Source organism: Rhodococcus sp. NPDC003348 (genome assembly GCF_053589375.1).
This window is the reverse complement of the sequence record NZ_JBSFRT010000027.1, coordinates 25,197-40,359: the sequence shown is the minus strand read 5'-3', so window position 1 is coordinate 40,359 and position 15,163 is coordinate 25,197. Positions and strand designations below refer to the sequence as shown.

At 66.4% G+C, this 15,163-nt stretch carries 14 protein-coding genes; 6 read left to right on the top strand and 8 right to left on the bottom strand.

Translation table 11 applies throughout. The features are described from left to right. Positions 1 to 16: 16 nt before the first annotated feature. Entirely contained in the window at positions 17 to 1,201 is a 1,185-nt protein-coding gene (locus ACWDU4_RS18080) for an acetyl-CoA C-acetyltransferase (protein ID WP_450115291.1), read from the top strand. A 71-nt stretch (positions 1,202 to 1,272) separates the two neighbouring features. Then, a complete protein-coding gene (locus ACWDU4_RS18075) occupies positions 1,273 to 2,034 on the top strand; it encodes an SDR family NAD(P)-dependent oxidoreductase (protein ID WP_450115290.1) in 762 nt (253 codons plus the stop codon). A 228-nt stretch (positions 2,035 to 2,262) separates the two neighbouring features. Here the strand turns inward: ACWDU4_RS18075 and ACWDU4_RS18070 are convergent, their stop codons facing one another. After that, on the bottom strand, positions 2,263 to 2,406 hold the full coding sequence (locus ACWDU4_RS18070; RefSeq protein ID WP_450115289.1) for a hypothetical protein: 144 nt from the start codon (positions 2,404 to 2,406) through the stop codon (positions 2,263 to 2,265). Positions 2,407 to 2,590: 184 nt separating this feature from the next. On the opposite strand from ACWDU4_RS18070, the gene ACWDU4_RS18065 reads away from it, so the two are divergent. Next, the gene (locus tag ACWDU4_RS18065; RefSeq protein ID WP_450115288.1) at positions 2,591 to 3,508 is read left to right on the top strand and encodes an alpha/beta hydrolase; all 918 of its coding nucleotides are present in this window, start codon (positions 2,591 to 2,593) and stop codon (positions 3,506 to 3,508) included. 144 nt (positions 3,509 to 3,652) lie between these two features. Continuing rightward, positions 3,653 to 4,417, top strand: coding sequence for a PadR family transcriptional regulator (locus tag ACWDU4_RS18060; RefSeq protein WP_450115287.1), 765 nt, complete (start codon positions 3,653 to 3,655; stop codon positions 4,415 to 4,417). Positions 4,418 to 4,749: 332 nt separating this feature from the next. Here the strand turns inward: ACWDU4_RS18060 and ACWDU4_RS18055 are convergent, their stop codons facing one another. The 3 genes from ACWDU4_RS18055 to ACWDU4_RS18045 all read right to left on the bottom strand — a co-directional run bounded on the left by ACWDU4_RS18055 (position 4,750) and on the right by ACWDU4_RS18045 (position 8,065). After that, complete coding sequence (locus tag ACWDU4_RS18055; protein ID WP_450115286.1) at positions 4,750 to 6,225, bottom strand: glyceraldehyde-3-phosphate dehydrogenase; 1,476 nt, start codon at positions 6,223 to 6,225, stop codon at positions 4,750 to 4,752. 515 nt (positions 6,226 to 6,740) lie between these two features. Beyond that, on the bottom strand, positions 6,741 to 7,142 hold the full coding sequence (locus ACWDU4_RS18050) for a (R)-mandelonitrile lyase (protein ID WP_450115285.1): 402 nt from the start codon (positions 7,140 to 7,142) through the stop codon (positions 6,741 to 6,743). Further along, a complete protein-coding gene (locus ACWDU4_RS18045; protein ID WP_450115284.1) occupies positions 7,142 to 8,065 on the bottom strand; it encodes a helix-turn-helix transcriptional regulator in 924 nt (307 codons plus the stop codon). The genes ACWDU4_RS18050 and ACWDU4_RS18045 overlap by 1 nt, the downstream gene beginning before the upstream one ends. Positions 8,066 to 8,495: 430 nt before the next feature. Here ACWDU4_RS18045 and ACWDU4_RS18040 point away from each other — a divergent pair, with 430 nt between their 5' ends. Together ACWDU4_RS18040 and ACWDU4_RS18035 are read left to right on the top strand one after the other, a co-directional pair. Beyond that, positions 8,496 to 9,389: an aldo/keto reductase gene (locus tag ACWDU4_RS18040; RefSeq protein WP_450115283.1), complete on the top strand. Its 894-nt coding sequence runs from the start codon at positions 8,496 to 8,498 to the stop codon at positions 9,387 to 9,389. 30 nt (positions 9,390 to 9,419) lie between these two features. Continuing rightward, positions 9,420 to 10,457 carry a zinc-dependent alcohol dehydrogenase family protein gene (locus tag ACWDU4_RS18035; RefSeq protein ID WP_450115282.1) on the top strand — a complete coding sequence of 346 codons (1,038 nt, stop codon included), beginning with the start codon at positions 9,420 to 9,422 and terminating at the stop codon, positions 10,455 to 10,457. A 980-nt stretch (positions 10,458 to 11,437) separates the two neighbouring features. Here ACWDU4_RS18035 and ACWDU4_RS18030 read toward each other — a convergent pair. The 4 genes from ACWDU4_RS18030 to ACWDU4_RS18015 all read right to left on the bottom strand — a co-directional run bounded on the left by ACWDU4_RS18030 (position 11,438) and on the right by ACWDU4_RS18015 (position 15,102). Further along, the gene (locus tag ACWDU4_RS18030) at positions 11,438 to 11,722 is read right to left on the bottom strand and encodes a hypothetical protein (protein ID WP_450115281.1); all 285 of its coding nucleotides are present in this window, start codon (positions 11,720 to 11,722) and stop codon (positions 11,438 to 11,440) included. A gap of 354 nt (positions 11,723 to 12,076) precedes the next feature. After that, positions 12,077 to 12,466, bottom strand: coding sequence for a hypothetical protein (locus ACWDU4_RS18025; protein WP_450115280.1), 390 nt, complete (start codon positions 12,464 to 12,466; stop codon positions 12,077 to 12,079). Between the two features lie 273 nt (positions 12,467 to 12,739). Then, a complete protein-coding gene (locus tag ACWDU4_RS18020) occupies positions 12,740 to 13,555 on the bottom strand; it encodes an enoyl-CoA hydratase/isomerase family protein (RefSeq protein ID WP_450115279.1) in 816 nt (271 codons plus the stop codon). Further along, positions 13,555 to 15,102, bottom strand: coding sequence for an acyl-CoA synthetase (locus ACWDU4_RS18015; protein ID WP_450115278.1), 1,548 nt, complete (start codon positions 15,100 to 15,102; stop codon positions 13,555 to 13,557). Before ACWDU4_RS18015 ends, ACWDU4_RS18020 begins: the two co-directional genes overlap by 1 nt. Between the last annotated feature and the right edge of the window lie 61 nt (positions 15,103 to 15,163).

Below are 15,163 nucleotides of genomic sequence, written 5' to 3'. Positions count from 1 at the left end.
ACACCGAAAGAGACCCATGCCCACCTCCGTGATCGTTGCCGGCGCCCGCACCCCGATGGGTCGCCTCCTGGGATCGTTGAAGGACTTCTCCGGCGCCGACCTCGGCGGCATCGCCATCAAGGGCGCACTCGACAAGGCCGGCGTGTCCCCGGATCAGGTCGACTACGTCATCATGGGCCAGGTCCTCACCGCCGGCGCCGGGCAGATCCCCGCCCGGCAGGCCGCAGTCAAAGCCGGCATCCCGATGGATGTTCCGGCCCTGACCATCAACAAGGTCTGCCTGTCCGGTGTCACCGCGATCGCGATGGCCGACCAGTTGATCCGCGCCGGCGAGTTCGACGTCGTCGTCGCCGGCGGCCAGGAATCGATGAGCCAGGCACCGCACCTGCTCGAGAAGAGCCGCACCGGGTTCAAGTACGGCGACGTCACGATGCGCGATCACATGGCGTTCGACGGACTCCACGACATCTTCACCGATCAGGGCATGGGCAACCTCACCGAGTACGCCAACATCGACGAGCGGGCGGTCTCCCGCGAGGAGCAGGACGCCTTCTCCGCGGCCTCGCACCAGAACGCCGCCCGCGCGTGGAAGGACGGCCTGTTCGACGACGAGGTCGTGCCCGTGGAGATTCCGCAGCGCAAGGGCGACCCGCTCCTGTTCACCACCGACGAGGGCATCCGCCCCGACACCACCACCGAGACCCTGTCGAAGCTGCCGCCCGCGTTCGCGAAGGACGGCACCGTGACCGCCGGATCGGCCTCGCAGATCTCCGACGGCGCGGCCGCGGTCGTCGTGATGAGCAAGGCCAAGGCCGAGGAGCTCGGGCTGAGCTGGATCGCCGAGATCGGCGCCCACGGCGTGGTCGCCGGGCCCGACTCGACACTGCAGTCGCAGCCGTCCCGCGCCATCGCGAAGGCGTGCCAGCGGGAGGGCATCGCCCCGACCGACCTCGATCTCGTCGAGATCAACGAGGCGTTCGCCGCGGTCGGCGTCGCCTCCACCCGCGAGCTCGGACTCGACCCGCAGCGCGTCAACGTCAACGGCGGCGCGATCGCGCTCGGTCATCCGCTCGGCATGTCCGGCGCCCGCATCGCCCTGCACCTCGCGCTCGAACTCCGCCGCCGCGGCGGTGGCACCGGCGCCGTCGCACTCTGCGGCGGCGGCGGTCAGGGCGACGCCCTGATCCTGCACGTCCGCTGACACCGAACCGCCTCGGGCACAGCGCTCTCCGTGACGGGAGCGCGCACACGAACCCACACCATAGGAGCACCATGAACATCGACGGAGCCGTCGCGATCGTCACCGGCGGCGCGTCCGGCCTGGGCAACGCCACCGCACGCGAACTGCACGCGCGCGGAGCCCAGGTCGTCCTGATCGACCTCCCCACCTCCAGCGGCCACGACGCCGCCGCCGAGATCGGCGACGGCGCGCACTTCGTCGCCGCCGACGTCACCTCCGCCGACGACATCGCCAAGGCCGTCGACTTCGCGGCCGGCCTGGGCGACCTGCGGGTCGCCGTGAACTGCGCCGGCGTCGCCACCCCCGGCAAGGTTCTCGGCCGGAACGGCGCACTGCCGCTCGAGGATTTCGAGCGCGTCGTCCGCATCAACCTGGTCGGCACGTTCAACGTGATCCGCCTTGCCGCGGAGAAGATCTCGGCCACCGAACCGATCGACGGTGAACGCGGCGTCATCATCGACACCGCCTCCGTCGCCGCGTTCGACGGCCAGATAGGCCAGCCCGCCTACGCCGCATCCAAGGGCGGTGTCGCGGCCCTGACACTCCCCCTCGCCCGGGAGTTCGCCCGCCACCTCATCCGCGTCGTCACCATCGCCCCGGGAATCTTCGAAACCCCGATGATGGCCGGGCTGCCGGAAGAGGCCCAGCGTTCACTCGGCGAACAGGTCCCCCACCCCTCCCGTCTGGGCAAGGCCACCGAATACGCCGCACTGGCCGCCCACATCATCGACAACCCCATGCTCAACGGCGAAACCATCCGGCTCGACGGAGCCATCCGCATGGCACCGAAGTAACGCATACTCCTCGACCCCGGGCCGGTTCGTCCCGGCGTCCGAACCACAACGGGAAATGGGCAAGCCCTACCTCGGAAGGCCACCGCGGACACGCCGTGATCTTCGCCTACGAAGTGGGCCTCGTTCCGTGAGCACGAATTCGAGTGGCCGAAACCGACTGCCGCTCTTCCCCGACCGGGAACCGGACCGGGGAAGAGCGGCTTACGTGGTCCGCAGTGCTGAGCTGGCTCAGAAGGGCCGGCCCAGCACCGTCGCGAGCAGCTGTAGCGGCATCGTGATGAACGACGCCCCGACGAAGAGCGCCGATCGCAGTGGATCACCGGCCAAGTACCCCTCGCGGATCCACTCCAAGGTGTCGACAGCAGAACCCATTCGATTTCCCTCCCCATTCGTTTGCGATTCACCAGCATCGTCGCCCGCGAGCAACGATCCGTTACAGAATCTCCGGCGGGCAACCGCGCGACGAGCCCGATATCGTCTGCCGCCAGAGGGTTTGAGAATGCCGAGAGCGGCGCAGCGACAGCGCCCGCGTTCCATCCCGGAATGAGGAGGACGCGTGCGGTTCGCGCTGGATGTGCTGTCGGCCGACGTGCCTGCGGAGCAGGTCGATGAGGCTCGCGACTTCTACGCCTCGCGGCCGGCCGGCCGCGGCCCAAGCACTCTCGAGGAGTTGCGGGAGGTGCGGGCGGCGAGGTCCACCCCGTCGCCCGCCGACCCACCGGCGATCGAGGAGGTGGCCGTTGCCGCGGGAGCACGGGTGCCGGTACGGATCTGCACACCCACCGACGGCCGCGCGCGGGGCGTCTACCTGGACATCCACGGCGGCGGCTTCTACATGGACTCCGCAGCGCGGGACGACGTCCGGAACCGTGAGCTCGCCGATGCTCTCCGCATCGCCGTCGTCAGCGTCGACTACCGGCTGGCACCCGAGCACCCGTGGCCGGCCGCACCCGACGACTGCGAGACGGCGGCGCTCTGGCTCATCGAACACGCACAGGCCCGCTTCGGTTCCTCCCGACTGGCGATCGGTGGACGCTCGGCCGGAGCGACACTCGCGCTGGCAACCCTGCTGCGGCTGAGGGACCGAGGCGCCGTCGACGGATTCACCGGCGCCGCACTCCAATTCGGCACCTACGACTTGAGCGCGCAGACCCCCGCCGGACGTCGGATCGCAGACGAGTACTTCATCCGGGCGTACGCCGGCCACGCGGAAGACCGCACCGCACCGGACATCTCCCCCGTCTACGGCGACCTCCACGGCCTTCCCCCGGCACTGCTGGTCGTCGGGAGCAAAGACGTCTTGCTGGAAGACAACCTCGCGATGGCGGGCCGGCTCTCCGCCGCCGGCAACGAGGTCGAACTCCGGATCTACCCCGAGGCACCCCACGGGTTCACCGGCCACCCCACGGCCATGGCCAGGACGGCGCTCAGCGGCATCAACTCATGGCTGCTCGAGCGAATCACCCAGTCGTAGAGACGCAGCGAACGCCAGGGTGACCCACGTCATGGTTGCTTTCGAACTATTGCCGATATATCGTTGAGGCATCGGAAGAGCTGAGAGTCGGAAAGCGACCTCGCCACCGACATCCACAAACATCAACGAGAGGCAACAACCACCATGGAGAACATCCAGGATTTGAACCGACATGACATCAGCGGCCGAGGACGCCGCGGCCGCCCGGGACGGACGGGCCGCGAGCACGGACGCCTGGACGGCGGACCCGAGGCCGGCGGCCACGGCCGACGCGGCGAGCGAGGTGGCGGCCACGGCCGCGGAGGAGACTTCGGTCCCAACGGCGGCCACGGGCCACGGTGCGACCGCGGCACCCGAGGTGAGTTCCCCCTCGGCCGCCGTGGCGGACGCGGGCCGGAGAACGAGCGGGTCGGCCGCGGCCGAGGCCGTGGTGGCCGAGGACGGCGCGGCGACGTGCGCACCGCAGTGCTGGTGCTGCTCGCCGAGGGCGAGATGCACGGGTACGAACTGATCCAGCAGATCGCCGAGCGCAGCAACGGCGTGTGGAAGCCGAGCCCCGGCTCGATCTACCCCGCTCTCGCCCAGCTCGAGGACGAGGGACTCGTCCTCATCGAGAAGGTCGCCGGCCGCAAGAATGCCCGCCTCACCGAGGTGGGCACCACCTACGTCACCGAGCACCGCGACGAGCTGGGTACCCCATGGGATGAGGTCCGCGCCGACGTCGGACGCCCCGCCCAGGAACTGCGCGGCCTGATGCACCAGCTCACCGGCGCAGTCCGGCAGGCGGCCTTCGCCGGCACCACCGAGCAGGCGCAGGCCACGGCCGACGTGCTGACCGAGGCCCGGCGCGCGATCTACCGCATCCTCGCCGACGACACCGCCGCCACCGAGGCGCCGACCGCCGAGTAGCACCCCCGACACCCGGAGCACGCCGACGGTCAGACCATCGGAAGACCCTCTCCCCCAATCGATCCTCCGGGGAGAGGGTCTTCCTCGCCTGTGCTCGACACGGCCGGCAAAGGATCCGGGTCAGCCGCGGCCGCGATGGAGGACGGACGTGGGTGACGCGTCATCGGCATCGAACCGGGCGGCAGGGCGGGATGTCCGTTCCACCGCCATCACCAACTCACTGGCGACGGCCGGGTGTCGAGTGCACCCGGCCGCCTGTCGGTGTCAGTCGTGTCCCATACCGTTGCCGCAACGGCATCCACCCGAACAGACGCCCCCTCGCGGGGCCGATGTCACTGTGCAGCAGCAGGCACAGCGACCGGCGCCGCGGCAGCGGAGTCCGTCGCGGGATAGATGGGGTACTCCACACCCGAGAGGTACTGGACGGTGCGCACAACCTGGCACGAGTAGCCGAACTCGTTGTCGTACCAGACGTAGAGAATGGCGGTGTCGCCGTCGACGATCGCCGCGTTCGCGTCGATGATGCACGCCGCGCGTGATCCGATGAAGTCGCTGGACACGGCGTCGGTCGCAGCGGTGTAGTCGAGGTTCCGACTCAGTGCGCCTGTCAGCGATTCCTGACGAAGATGTTCGAGCACTTCATCTTTGGTGGTCTCACGGGTGAGCTGAAGGTTGAGGATCGCGACGGAGACGTCCGGGGTGGGTACGCGGATCGAGTTGCCGGTGATCTTCGCCTTCAGCTCGGGCAGCGCCTTCGCGACCGCCGACGCGGCACCGGTCTCGGTGAGCACCAGGTTGAACGGCGCGGAACGACCACGACGGTCCGCCTTGTGGTAGTTGTCCAGCAGGTTCTGGTCGTTGGTGAACGAGTGCACGGTCTCGACGTGGCCTCGCACGACGCCGAACTCGTCGTCCATGGCCTTCAGCGGCGGGACGATGGCATTGGTGGTGCAGGATGCGCACGACACGATGCTCTCGGTCGGGTCGAGGTCGCGGTGATTGACACCGTGCACGATGTTGGGGACGTCGCCCTTGCCGGGTGCGGTGAGCACCACCTTGGCCACACCCGGGCGGAGGTGCTTCGACAGCCCGTCGCGGTCGCGCCAGATCCCGGTGTTGTCGATCAGGATGGCGTTGTCGATGCCGTACTCGGTGTAGTCGACGCTCGTCGGATCGTTGCTGTAGATGAACTTGATGACGTTGCCGTTGGCGATCAGGGTGTTGTTCTCGGTGTCGACCTTGATCGTGCCGTTGAACTGCCCGTGGACGGAGTCACGACGCAGCAGCGAGGCACGCTTGGTCAGGTCGTCACTGCCGCCCTTTCGGACCACCACGGCACGCAGGTTCAGTCCGTTACCCGAGCCGGCCTTCTCGATGAGCAACCGAGCGACGAGTCGACCGATACGTCCGAATCCGTAGAGGATCACATCCTGCGGCTGCGGAGACGTCGGCGTGGTGCTGACCAGTTCGGCAAGGCTCTGTGCAACGAACTCCGGGATCGACGCTCCGTTGCCGTTGGCGCGGTACGCCATCACCAGCAGTCCGAGATCGATCTTGGACGGCCGGAGATCGAGGTGTGTCAGTGCCTCGAGGAAGGGGAAGGTCTCCTCGACGGACAGCTCCTCGCCTTCGATCTGTCGGGCGAAACGATGGGTTCGCATGATCTTGATGACCGACTTGTTCACCAGGGAGCGACTGTGAAGCAGGATGGTCACCGAGTGCGTGCGGTGTAGGCCGCCGATGATCGGGATCATTGCTTCCGCAAGAGCCTCCTCGGAGTTCCACTGTGCCAATTCCGGTGTGCTCACTGCGCTCCTCTGCCTTTCCGGCTCGTGTGACACGTCCGTGGGTTGGATGCAGCCCCGGACGAGACGCACGTCACTCGCCGGTCAGCGTTCTGAATCGGTGGAACAGTCCGCGACGGACGCCGATTACGACGTGCGCGACACCAAGCATATGGAAGCACTCCTTGGGGTCGACAAGTCGGTCACCGAAACCGTCCCGCGGGCGTGGACCTGGTCGCCTCACGGGAAGGAAGGCCCCGGGTTCTGTGCCGCTTCCCCCGGGCTACACCTCGGTTGTGAGGGCAGCATGCAAACGCCTGCTGAACCTTGCGCCCGTCCGGCTCAAGTCGTCCATCGGCGACGAACTCGTAGCCCTTCCGGGTACGTGGAGCCCAACATCGACCACCTCGCCGGCTCGTCCAGTGGACAGGGCAGGGAGCAGAGGGACGGACGGCGGCGGAACAACACAGGGAACCAGAGGTGCGGGGCAGCCTCCGCGTCCACTCGATTGTTGGTGTCACACCGCCCCCGACCCAGGTTCAGCGGCGCAGGTATTCCCTGTCGGTGACGTGGTCGAGCCATGTCGTGGTGGTGTCCGGGTCATCGGCGTTCTCGAGCATCGCGAGGTGCTCCATGAAGTCGTCGGGGGTGGCACCGTGCCAGTGCTCCTCCCCGGGAGGGCAGTACACCGTCTCGCCAGGATGCACCTCGACGACGTCGCCGCCTCGGGACTGCACCAGGGCTATGCCCGACGTCACATGCAGTGTCTGTCCACGCGCGTGCGAGTGCCATGCCGTGCGGGCACCCGGCGCGAACCGCACACGGGCAACAACCATCCGCTGATCCCCGTCCTGCGGTACCGCAATCGGGTCGAGCCACACGTCCCCGGTGAACTGCTCGGGCGGGTTCTTGATCGTGGAAGGTTTCGATAGCCTCTGCATCAGTTGACCTTTCGAGATTCGGTTGACTCGACCGTGGGCGGGGCTGCTGCCAGCGTCGTGGCCGCCCACGAGGTGAGGAGCTTGAGTCCGTCATCGGACGGCGACCCGGGCAGGGCGGTGTAGACGTTGAGTTGCAGACCTGCGTCCGCGGGAAGTTCCAGCGCCTCGTAGGCGAGTTCGAGCCGCCCCACCGCCGGATGGTGGAAGACCTTCGTTCCGCTGCGGTGGTAGCGCACGTCGTGCGACGCCCACATCCGGCGGAAATCCTCACTGCGCGTGGACAGTTCCCCGACGAGAGCGATGAGCTCCTTGTCGTAGGGGTTCTTCCCTGCCTCGGCACGCAGGATGGCGACGGCGTCGTGCGCCGTCTTCTCCCACCGCTCTCCCCAGAACTGTTGGGCCGCATCGCCGTCCAGGAAGTGGAACCGCGCGGTGTTCACGGGCTGGTGCGCGATCCTCTCCGGCGAGTCGTACATCGGCGCGTACAGCGCACGGCCCAGCAAGTTCGCCCCCAACACGTCGAGCCGACCGTTGCGCACGAACGCGGGCAGCCCCTCCATCGAGTCGAGGATTCGCTGCACGACGGGGCGCAGTGTCGCCGGTGACTTCCGGCGCGCCCGGGACCGTGCAGCCCCGGACGCGTTGGCGGCCCGCGCGAGGTCGAACAGGTGGCCGCGTTCCGCCTCGTCGAGCTGCAACGCCTCCGCCAACGCCTCGAGCACCGACTCGGACACACCGCTGAGATTGCCGCGCTCGAGCCGGGTGTAGTAGTCGACGCTCACCCCGGCGAGCATCGCCACCTCCTCGCGTCGAAGTCCCGGCACCCGGCGGTTCCCGCCGTATGCCGGCAGTCCCGCCTTGTCAGGTGTGATCCGGGCACGCCTCGAGGCGAGGAACTCACCCGTCTCCGCCTTCAGATCCATGCCTTCGACGGTACGATCGGAGCACCGCCCATGGGAGGTACTGGCAGTACCGGGCACGACCGGCACTCCCCGAGCAGCGCAACCGGGCTCTGCCTGGACGTCATGACCCACACCCGCATGCCACCGCGCGGCACGACGGCGAGCGGCTCACCACGCTCGTCCTCGATCCTCGCGATCATCCTCGTCGTGTACTTCACCCGCGCCCGGCATCCTGAACTCGGTCCACCAACTCGGCGGAGCACTCGGACCGAGCCTTGTCCTCGCCGCAACGGACTCGTACCCGGCGGCCATGCTTGCCTCGGTGGCACTGATGGAGGGGGCGCTCGCGGCCGCCGTCGGGCTCGTCACGCCCGGCGCGCGGCGAACTTACCGCGAACGAGGTAACAACAGACCCTCCCTGATTCCGCCCACCGTTCCTACCGTGGAAGGCATGCCTGTGAATCCCGTCCCCACCCTGACGCTGAACAACGGCGTCACCATGCCCGCCCTCGGCTACGGCGTCTACCAGACACCCCCGGCCGAGACGATCACCGCGGTGGAGTCCGCGCTGCGTACCGGATACCGACACATCGACACCGCCGCCGCCTACGGCAACGAGCGTGAGGTCGGTGCGGCGATCCGCCGGTCCGGACTGGACCGCTCCGACCTCTTCGTCGAAACCAAGGTCTGGATCAGTGACTACGGCTACGACGCGACCCTGCACGCATTCGACAAGGGTGCCGGCAAGCTCGGCGTGGACCAGATCGATCTGCTGATCCTGCACCAGCCGCTCCCGACCCGGTTCGATCTCACCGTCGAGGCCTACCGGGCGCTCGAGACACTGCTCGCCGACGGCAGGGTCCGATCGATCGGTGTCAGCAACTTCATGCCCGACCACCTCGACCGGCTGCTCGCGTCGGCCACCGTGGTTCCCGCCGTCAACCAGGTCGAGGTGCACCCCTACTTCCGACAGCCCGACGTGCTCGCCGCCGACGCCGAGCACGGCATCCTCACCCAGGCCTGGTCGCCGATCGGCGGCATCACCTTCTACCGCGACGGCCACAGCGGCAGCACCCTCGACGACCCCACGCTCCGCGCGATCGGCGACGCGCACGGCAAGTCCGCCGCTCAGGTGATGCTGCGCTGGCACCTGCAGCAGGGCCGCTCCGCCATCCCCAAATCGGTCACCCCGCGACGCATCACCGAGAACTTCGACGTCACCGACTTCGTACTCACCGACACCGAGCTGGCCGCGATCGACGCCCTCGACACCGGTGTCCGCGGCGGCCCCGAGCCCGAGGCGATCACGCTCGAGAACTTCGGCATCGCCATCCCCGAAGCCTGACCAGATCCACCAGAACAGGAAACCTTCTTCATGCGAGCAACATTCATGTACGGCGCCGGTGACGTGCGGGTGGAGGAGGTACCCGACCCCACCATCCTCGAGCCGACCGACGCGATCGTCCGCGTCACCCTCACCTGCGTGTGCGGGTCCGACCTGCACCCCTACCACTCGATGCCGGCCGGTGACGAGGGGTCCCCGATGGGGCACGAATTCATCGGTGTCGTCGAGGAAGTCGGCGATGCGGTGACCGGCCTGAAGCAGGGAGACCTGGTCATCTCCCCGTTCGCGTTCGCCGACAACACCTGTCCGTTCTGCGAGGAGGGCTTCCACACCGCCTGCCGACACGGCGGCTGGTACGGAGCGAACGGTGTCGGCGGCGCACAGGCGGAGAAGGTCCGTGTCCCGCAGGCGTCCGGCACCCTCGTTCCCATCCCATCCGACGTCGACGAGAAGCTGCTGCCGTCGCTGCTGACCCTGTCGGACGTCTACCTCACCGGGTACCACGCCGCGCACATGGGCAACGTCGGCCCGGGCAAGACCGTCACCGTGATCGGCGACGGCGCGGTCGGACTGTCCGCCGTCCTCGCCGCAAAACAGCTTGGCGCCGAGAAGATCATCCTCATGGGACGGCACCCGGCCCGCACCGACCTCGGGCGCCGCTTCGGCGCCACCGACGTGGTCCCCGAGCGTGGGGAGGAGGGCGTCGCCAAGGTCATCGAGCTCACCGGCGGGGAGGGCTCGCACGTCGTGCTCGAGGCCGTCGGGCACATGCCCGCCTACGAGCAGGCCTATGGCGTCGTCCGGCCCGGCGGCGTGATCTCCCGCGTCGGCGTACCCCAGTACGAGGACGCACCGATCGGATTCGGATCACTGTTCGGCAAGAACGTGACCCTCAACGGCGGCCCCGCGCCGGTCCGCGCCTACATCGAGGCCGCCATCCCGCAGGTGCTCAGCGGCGAGATCGATCCGGGGCAGGTCTTCGACGCCGAGACCACTCTCGACGACGTCGCCGAGGCGTACCGGCTGATGGACTCCCGCGAGGCACTCAAGGTGCTCGTCCGACCGTGACCCGACCCGGAGGTGAAGTGCACCGTGCACCTCACCTCCGGGGCTGTCCCCGCCTAGCTCAGGTGAACGACGATGTCTCCCACACAGTCCCCTCGGGCTGACAACGGCCTGCATGAACTTCGCAGCAGTCAAGATGGCGAACGGAAGGGATGTCGATACTCAGAGCAGTCGGTTTGGCCGCCAGGGAGAAGCCAGACGTCCGCAGCGCATCGCGCTCAAACTGCGTCACATGCGGGTACACAACGAGGCAATTCAGATTCTGCTCATCGAGTTGAACGGGCTTGCCTCACTACGAATCGAGCCCGCACGAGATGGGCTGCGTACCAGCGCGAGATCAAGCCAGCGTGTGAAGTAGGCACTCAGGTGCCGCGGGTTCGTTGTCCTCCGTGTCGGTCCGATGACTGCCCGTCAGGCACGCCGTTGTCTGGCAGAGCGTTCGGCGCTCGGTGGTGCTGAGTAGTCGCGCTCATCGCCCGCGCAGCGCGGAAGTTGCCTTCGAATCCGGAAGAAATCCAAACTCGGTTCGCACTCGGTACCTGCGCCTTTCCGAAACACGACCAGCCTGGATTCATGACAAGTGCGAGACATACAGGTCCGGAAATGGCCAGCTAGATGCGGAAGCTACACTCCTCCTACCACTACTGTTCCTCCTTGTAGGTTCCGGATCTAATTGTCCGATCCGCCTGGGACTTCCAAGATCTTCCACGCCATTTGTCCCCAAGAATCCGCGCGAAGTTGTCCCTTTCCCCGGCATCAATCAAAGCTGCGGCCAAACGATCACAGATGCACTGACAAAGGGCCTTCTGCGGTGATCGTTCCGTAGCGTAAATGCCATGCCTTACCGACACCGAGGCACTCGGTGCCAGACATTTTCGCCTGAGCGATTTCATGGGGGCGGCAGCCCCTCGCCCGGGAAGGGCGACGACGAGGTCTCCCCACCCGCTCGGTTCGCGGCGATTCTCCGCATCGACAGGCCAGAATCAGTCCTCGGCCCCGTACCAGATGATTCGAGAGCGTTCGATCCGCTCGATGAGCGGCTTCTCCTCCCGGAACAAGAGAGCCACAACCGCGATCGACGCCAAGGGCACCATACACAGGAAGATCGGCGGCAGAGCTGCGTTGTACAACTTCAGAACGGCTGCGCGGGCGGCATCGGGAAGCGCGTTGACCGACGCAGGCCTCAGCGATGTCACGTCGTGGCTGCCGAGTTTCTTCGGCAGAAGCGTGGCCAGTCGCGACGCGAACACCGAGCCCACGATGGCCATGCCGACGGTCGATCCGGTCTGATGGAAGTAGACGATCGACGCAATCGTGCTGCCTACAATGCTCGCGGCGATGAGGACCGGTTTGCGGGCCAGGAGTGATACGCCCCTCCACGGACATCATGACCGTGGAGGCAAGCACGTACGCGGTGATCGCCCACATCTGTGATCGACACCGTCGAGTTCGCCAACGATCGTCGGCAACGCCGTCGACAGCACCGTCTGGTTCAGCGAGGCCAACAGCATCGTCACCAGAAGTCCGGCGAACAGCAGGCCCACCTTCGCCTTACCGTCACCCCGATCGGACGTGTTACGCCCCAACGGCTTCGAGATTCGCTCCGAATCGCTGCGTTGGGATCAATGCGCACAACCATGGGCGTTCCACGCTCGCACCAGGTCGTCGTGGAGCAGTTTCTTCAAGTTCCGGGCCTGCGGGTCTTCCGCATTCTTTGGTGCAAGGGCGGCAGCGAGCAGGGAGTGGAACTCGGCACGATGCACACCGAAGGTCACCAGCAGGTCCTCCGGGCGCGATCCGCCATAGGGTGCCCACATGATGGCGAAGGTGACGAGAGGCCGGTCCGAGGAGCTCAGGGAATGGACCCTCTCGAGGTAGCCACAGATGCCGAGGGATCGACGCAACCAGATGACGTCGAGCTTCCGGGCCCCGTCCGGCGCACACTGTTCGGGGATCAAGAATTCTTCTGTGCCCGTTGTTTTCGCTGTGCGATGCTCGACGAGATAGTTCATCTGCTGACCCCATCCTCGTAGGAAGTGACAGCCAGGTGTGGCTGTCGAACATGTCGGCTGGGTTTGCCAGGAAGTGCTGCGCAGTCGGCATTTTGTCCTGACGCTCGCGAGGCCAGGCCGGGAAACAGCCGTTTCCGCGGCCTGGCCGCACCGACAGTGAGAAGCCGGTGGATCAGGCCACCGATCGCGGTCGTGTCACGAATGGACGCCGTCGATGAGCTGGCCTGAAACCACCGAATTCGAGGACGTACCGCGACACGGGTGACCCTGCTGCTAGCCGGATCCCGGGAATGGACGGTCGAATCTACCGGTCCAGCGCGGCGCCCGCTTCTCCAGGAAGGCGTTCACCCCTTCCGCTGCGTCGGGCTCTCGCGCGAGGGCGACAAACAGATCCGATTCTCGGGACAGCGACGGCGCGAACCTGTCTTCGAGGCCATCGAGCATGAGACGTTTAGCCAGCCCGACTGCACGAGGCGCTGTACGGTCCGCGACCTCCTTGGCTAAAGTGAGTGCTCTTTCGAGGACCCGATCCCGTGGGACGGCCTGAGTGCACACGCCCAGCCGTTCGGCCTCCTCGCCGGAGAATCGCCTGCCCGTCAATATCAGGTCAGAGGCCACCGCCAGGCCTGCGATGCGGGGAAGTGTCCAGTGCGAACCCAATTCAGGGATGACTCCGAGTCGGGTCATCGGGATCGCCATGCGCGCATCCGTGGCAACGATCCGGAGATCACACAACAGGCTCAGGGTGACACCCATACCGATCGCATCGCCGTTGATGGCGGCGATCACCGGCTTGTCGAGTTCCCGCGGCGTCACCAGGTTGTGGAGCACATCGGCGGGCTCTGCCTCCGCTTCAGAAGACGAAGCGAATCCTGCCTCGAGGTCTGCCCCAACCGAGAAGGACTCACCCGCTCCGGTGATGACCACAACTCGGATCTCGTCGTCCTCGCCACACCGAGCGAGAGCGTTGCTAAACGCGCGAACCATCGGGACGGTCCAGGCATTGCGGCGTTCCTCCCGATCCAACGTCAGTGTCGCAATCCGGTCGGCTACCTCTAACCGGATGCCCTCCGATCTCTGGGTCAGCATTAGGATGCTCCGAGATTCGTAGTGGCGATCACTTGTTCCCGCAGCTCGTGCTTACGCAGCTTTCCGGTCGGCGTCCGCGGCAACTCGTCGACGATCCGCACTTCGCGCGGGACCTTGAACCCGGCGAGACGCTCTCGGGCGTAGGCAATCAGCTCGTCCGACAGCCCCTCCACATCGTTGCTCGAGACCGGCTGCACCACCGCGACCAAGCGCTCTCCCATCTCCGGATCAGGCGTCCCCACGACACCGACGTCGACGATTCTCGAGTGCAGGACGAGTGCGTCCTCGATCTCCTGTGGGTAGATGTTCACGCCGCCGGAGATAATCAGGTGCGGACGCCGGTCGCTGAGGAATAGATAACCGTCCCCGTCGAGATGTCCGAGGTCGCCCACTGTGGCGCCACCACTCGAGTCTCGACTGGCCGCAGTCTTTGTCGGGTCATTGTGGTACGAGAACTTCTCGCCGCCAGTGAACCAAATGGTCCCGATTTCCCCTGCGGAAAGGGTAGTTCCTTCGTCGTCCTTGATATATGGGGTGCCCATGACTGGCCGGCCCACGGACCCAGGCTTACGCAGCCACTCCTCAGAAGTGATCGCGGTAGCGCCCATACCCTCTGTGCTGGAGTAGAACTCGTAGAGTATGGGACCGAGCCAATCGATCATCTTGCGTTTGACTTCGATAGGGCACGGCGCTGCCCCGTGGACCACATGGCGTAGTTTGGAGAGGTCGTAGGATTTCCGCACCTCATCCGATAGTTTGAGCAGGCGGACAAACATTGTCGGCACCCATTGCCCGTGGGTCACACTGTGCTTCTCCATAATTCGAAGTGAGTGCTCTGCGTCGAACTTGCGCAGGATCACAGCGGTACCGCCGCTGCGGTGGGCCGACATGGACCACGCCAGCGGCGCCGCGTGATAGAGCGGCGCCGGGGAGAGGTAAACATCGCCAGGCTCGAACCCGAGCGTCTCGCGCAGCCAGCGACCCGGCAGGTCGGGATAGGTGCCCATTGGGCCACCCGGCAGTGGACGTTTGATTCCCTTGGGCCGCCCCGTAGTACCCGAGGAGTACAGGAGGAAGTCACCCTCGCACTCATCATCGATTGGTGTGGCCGGGTGACTCGTCAGGATGTCCGCGTAGCTTCCCCACCCTTCGCAACGGTCGCCGATGACAACCCGGCGCCCGGTACTCAGGCCGACACCGGATAGGACGGCCTCGGCCAGGTCGACGAAACGAGCGGACGCGAAGAACACGCGCACACCGCTATCGGCGACGAGGTAGGCCACCTCTGATGCGGTCAGATGCGTGTTGATCCCGACGTAGTAGAGCCCGGCTCGCTGCGCACCCCAAGCGATCTCGAGGTACTCGGCCGAGTTCTCCGACAGAATGCCCACGCAGTCACCCGGACGGAGACCTGCTTCACGCAGATAGTGCGCAATCTGGTTCGACCGTGCCTCCAGCTCGGCGAACGTCACCACTTGCTCGCCTGGTTCGACGATGATCGCTGCCCGGTCACCGTCGAACCGGGCCAGGACTTCAGCGTCCGCCATTACTCAGCTCCTTCTTCGGTATGGGTACAGAGACCCTCGAAAGCCTCCGCGCGAAGCAGGC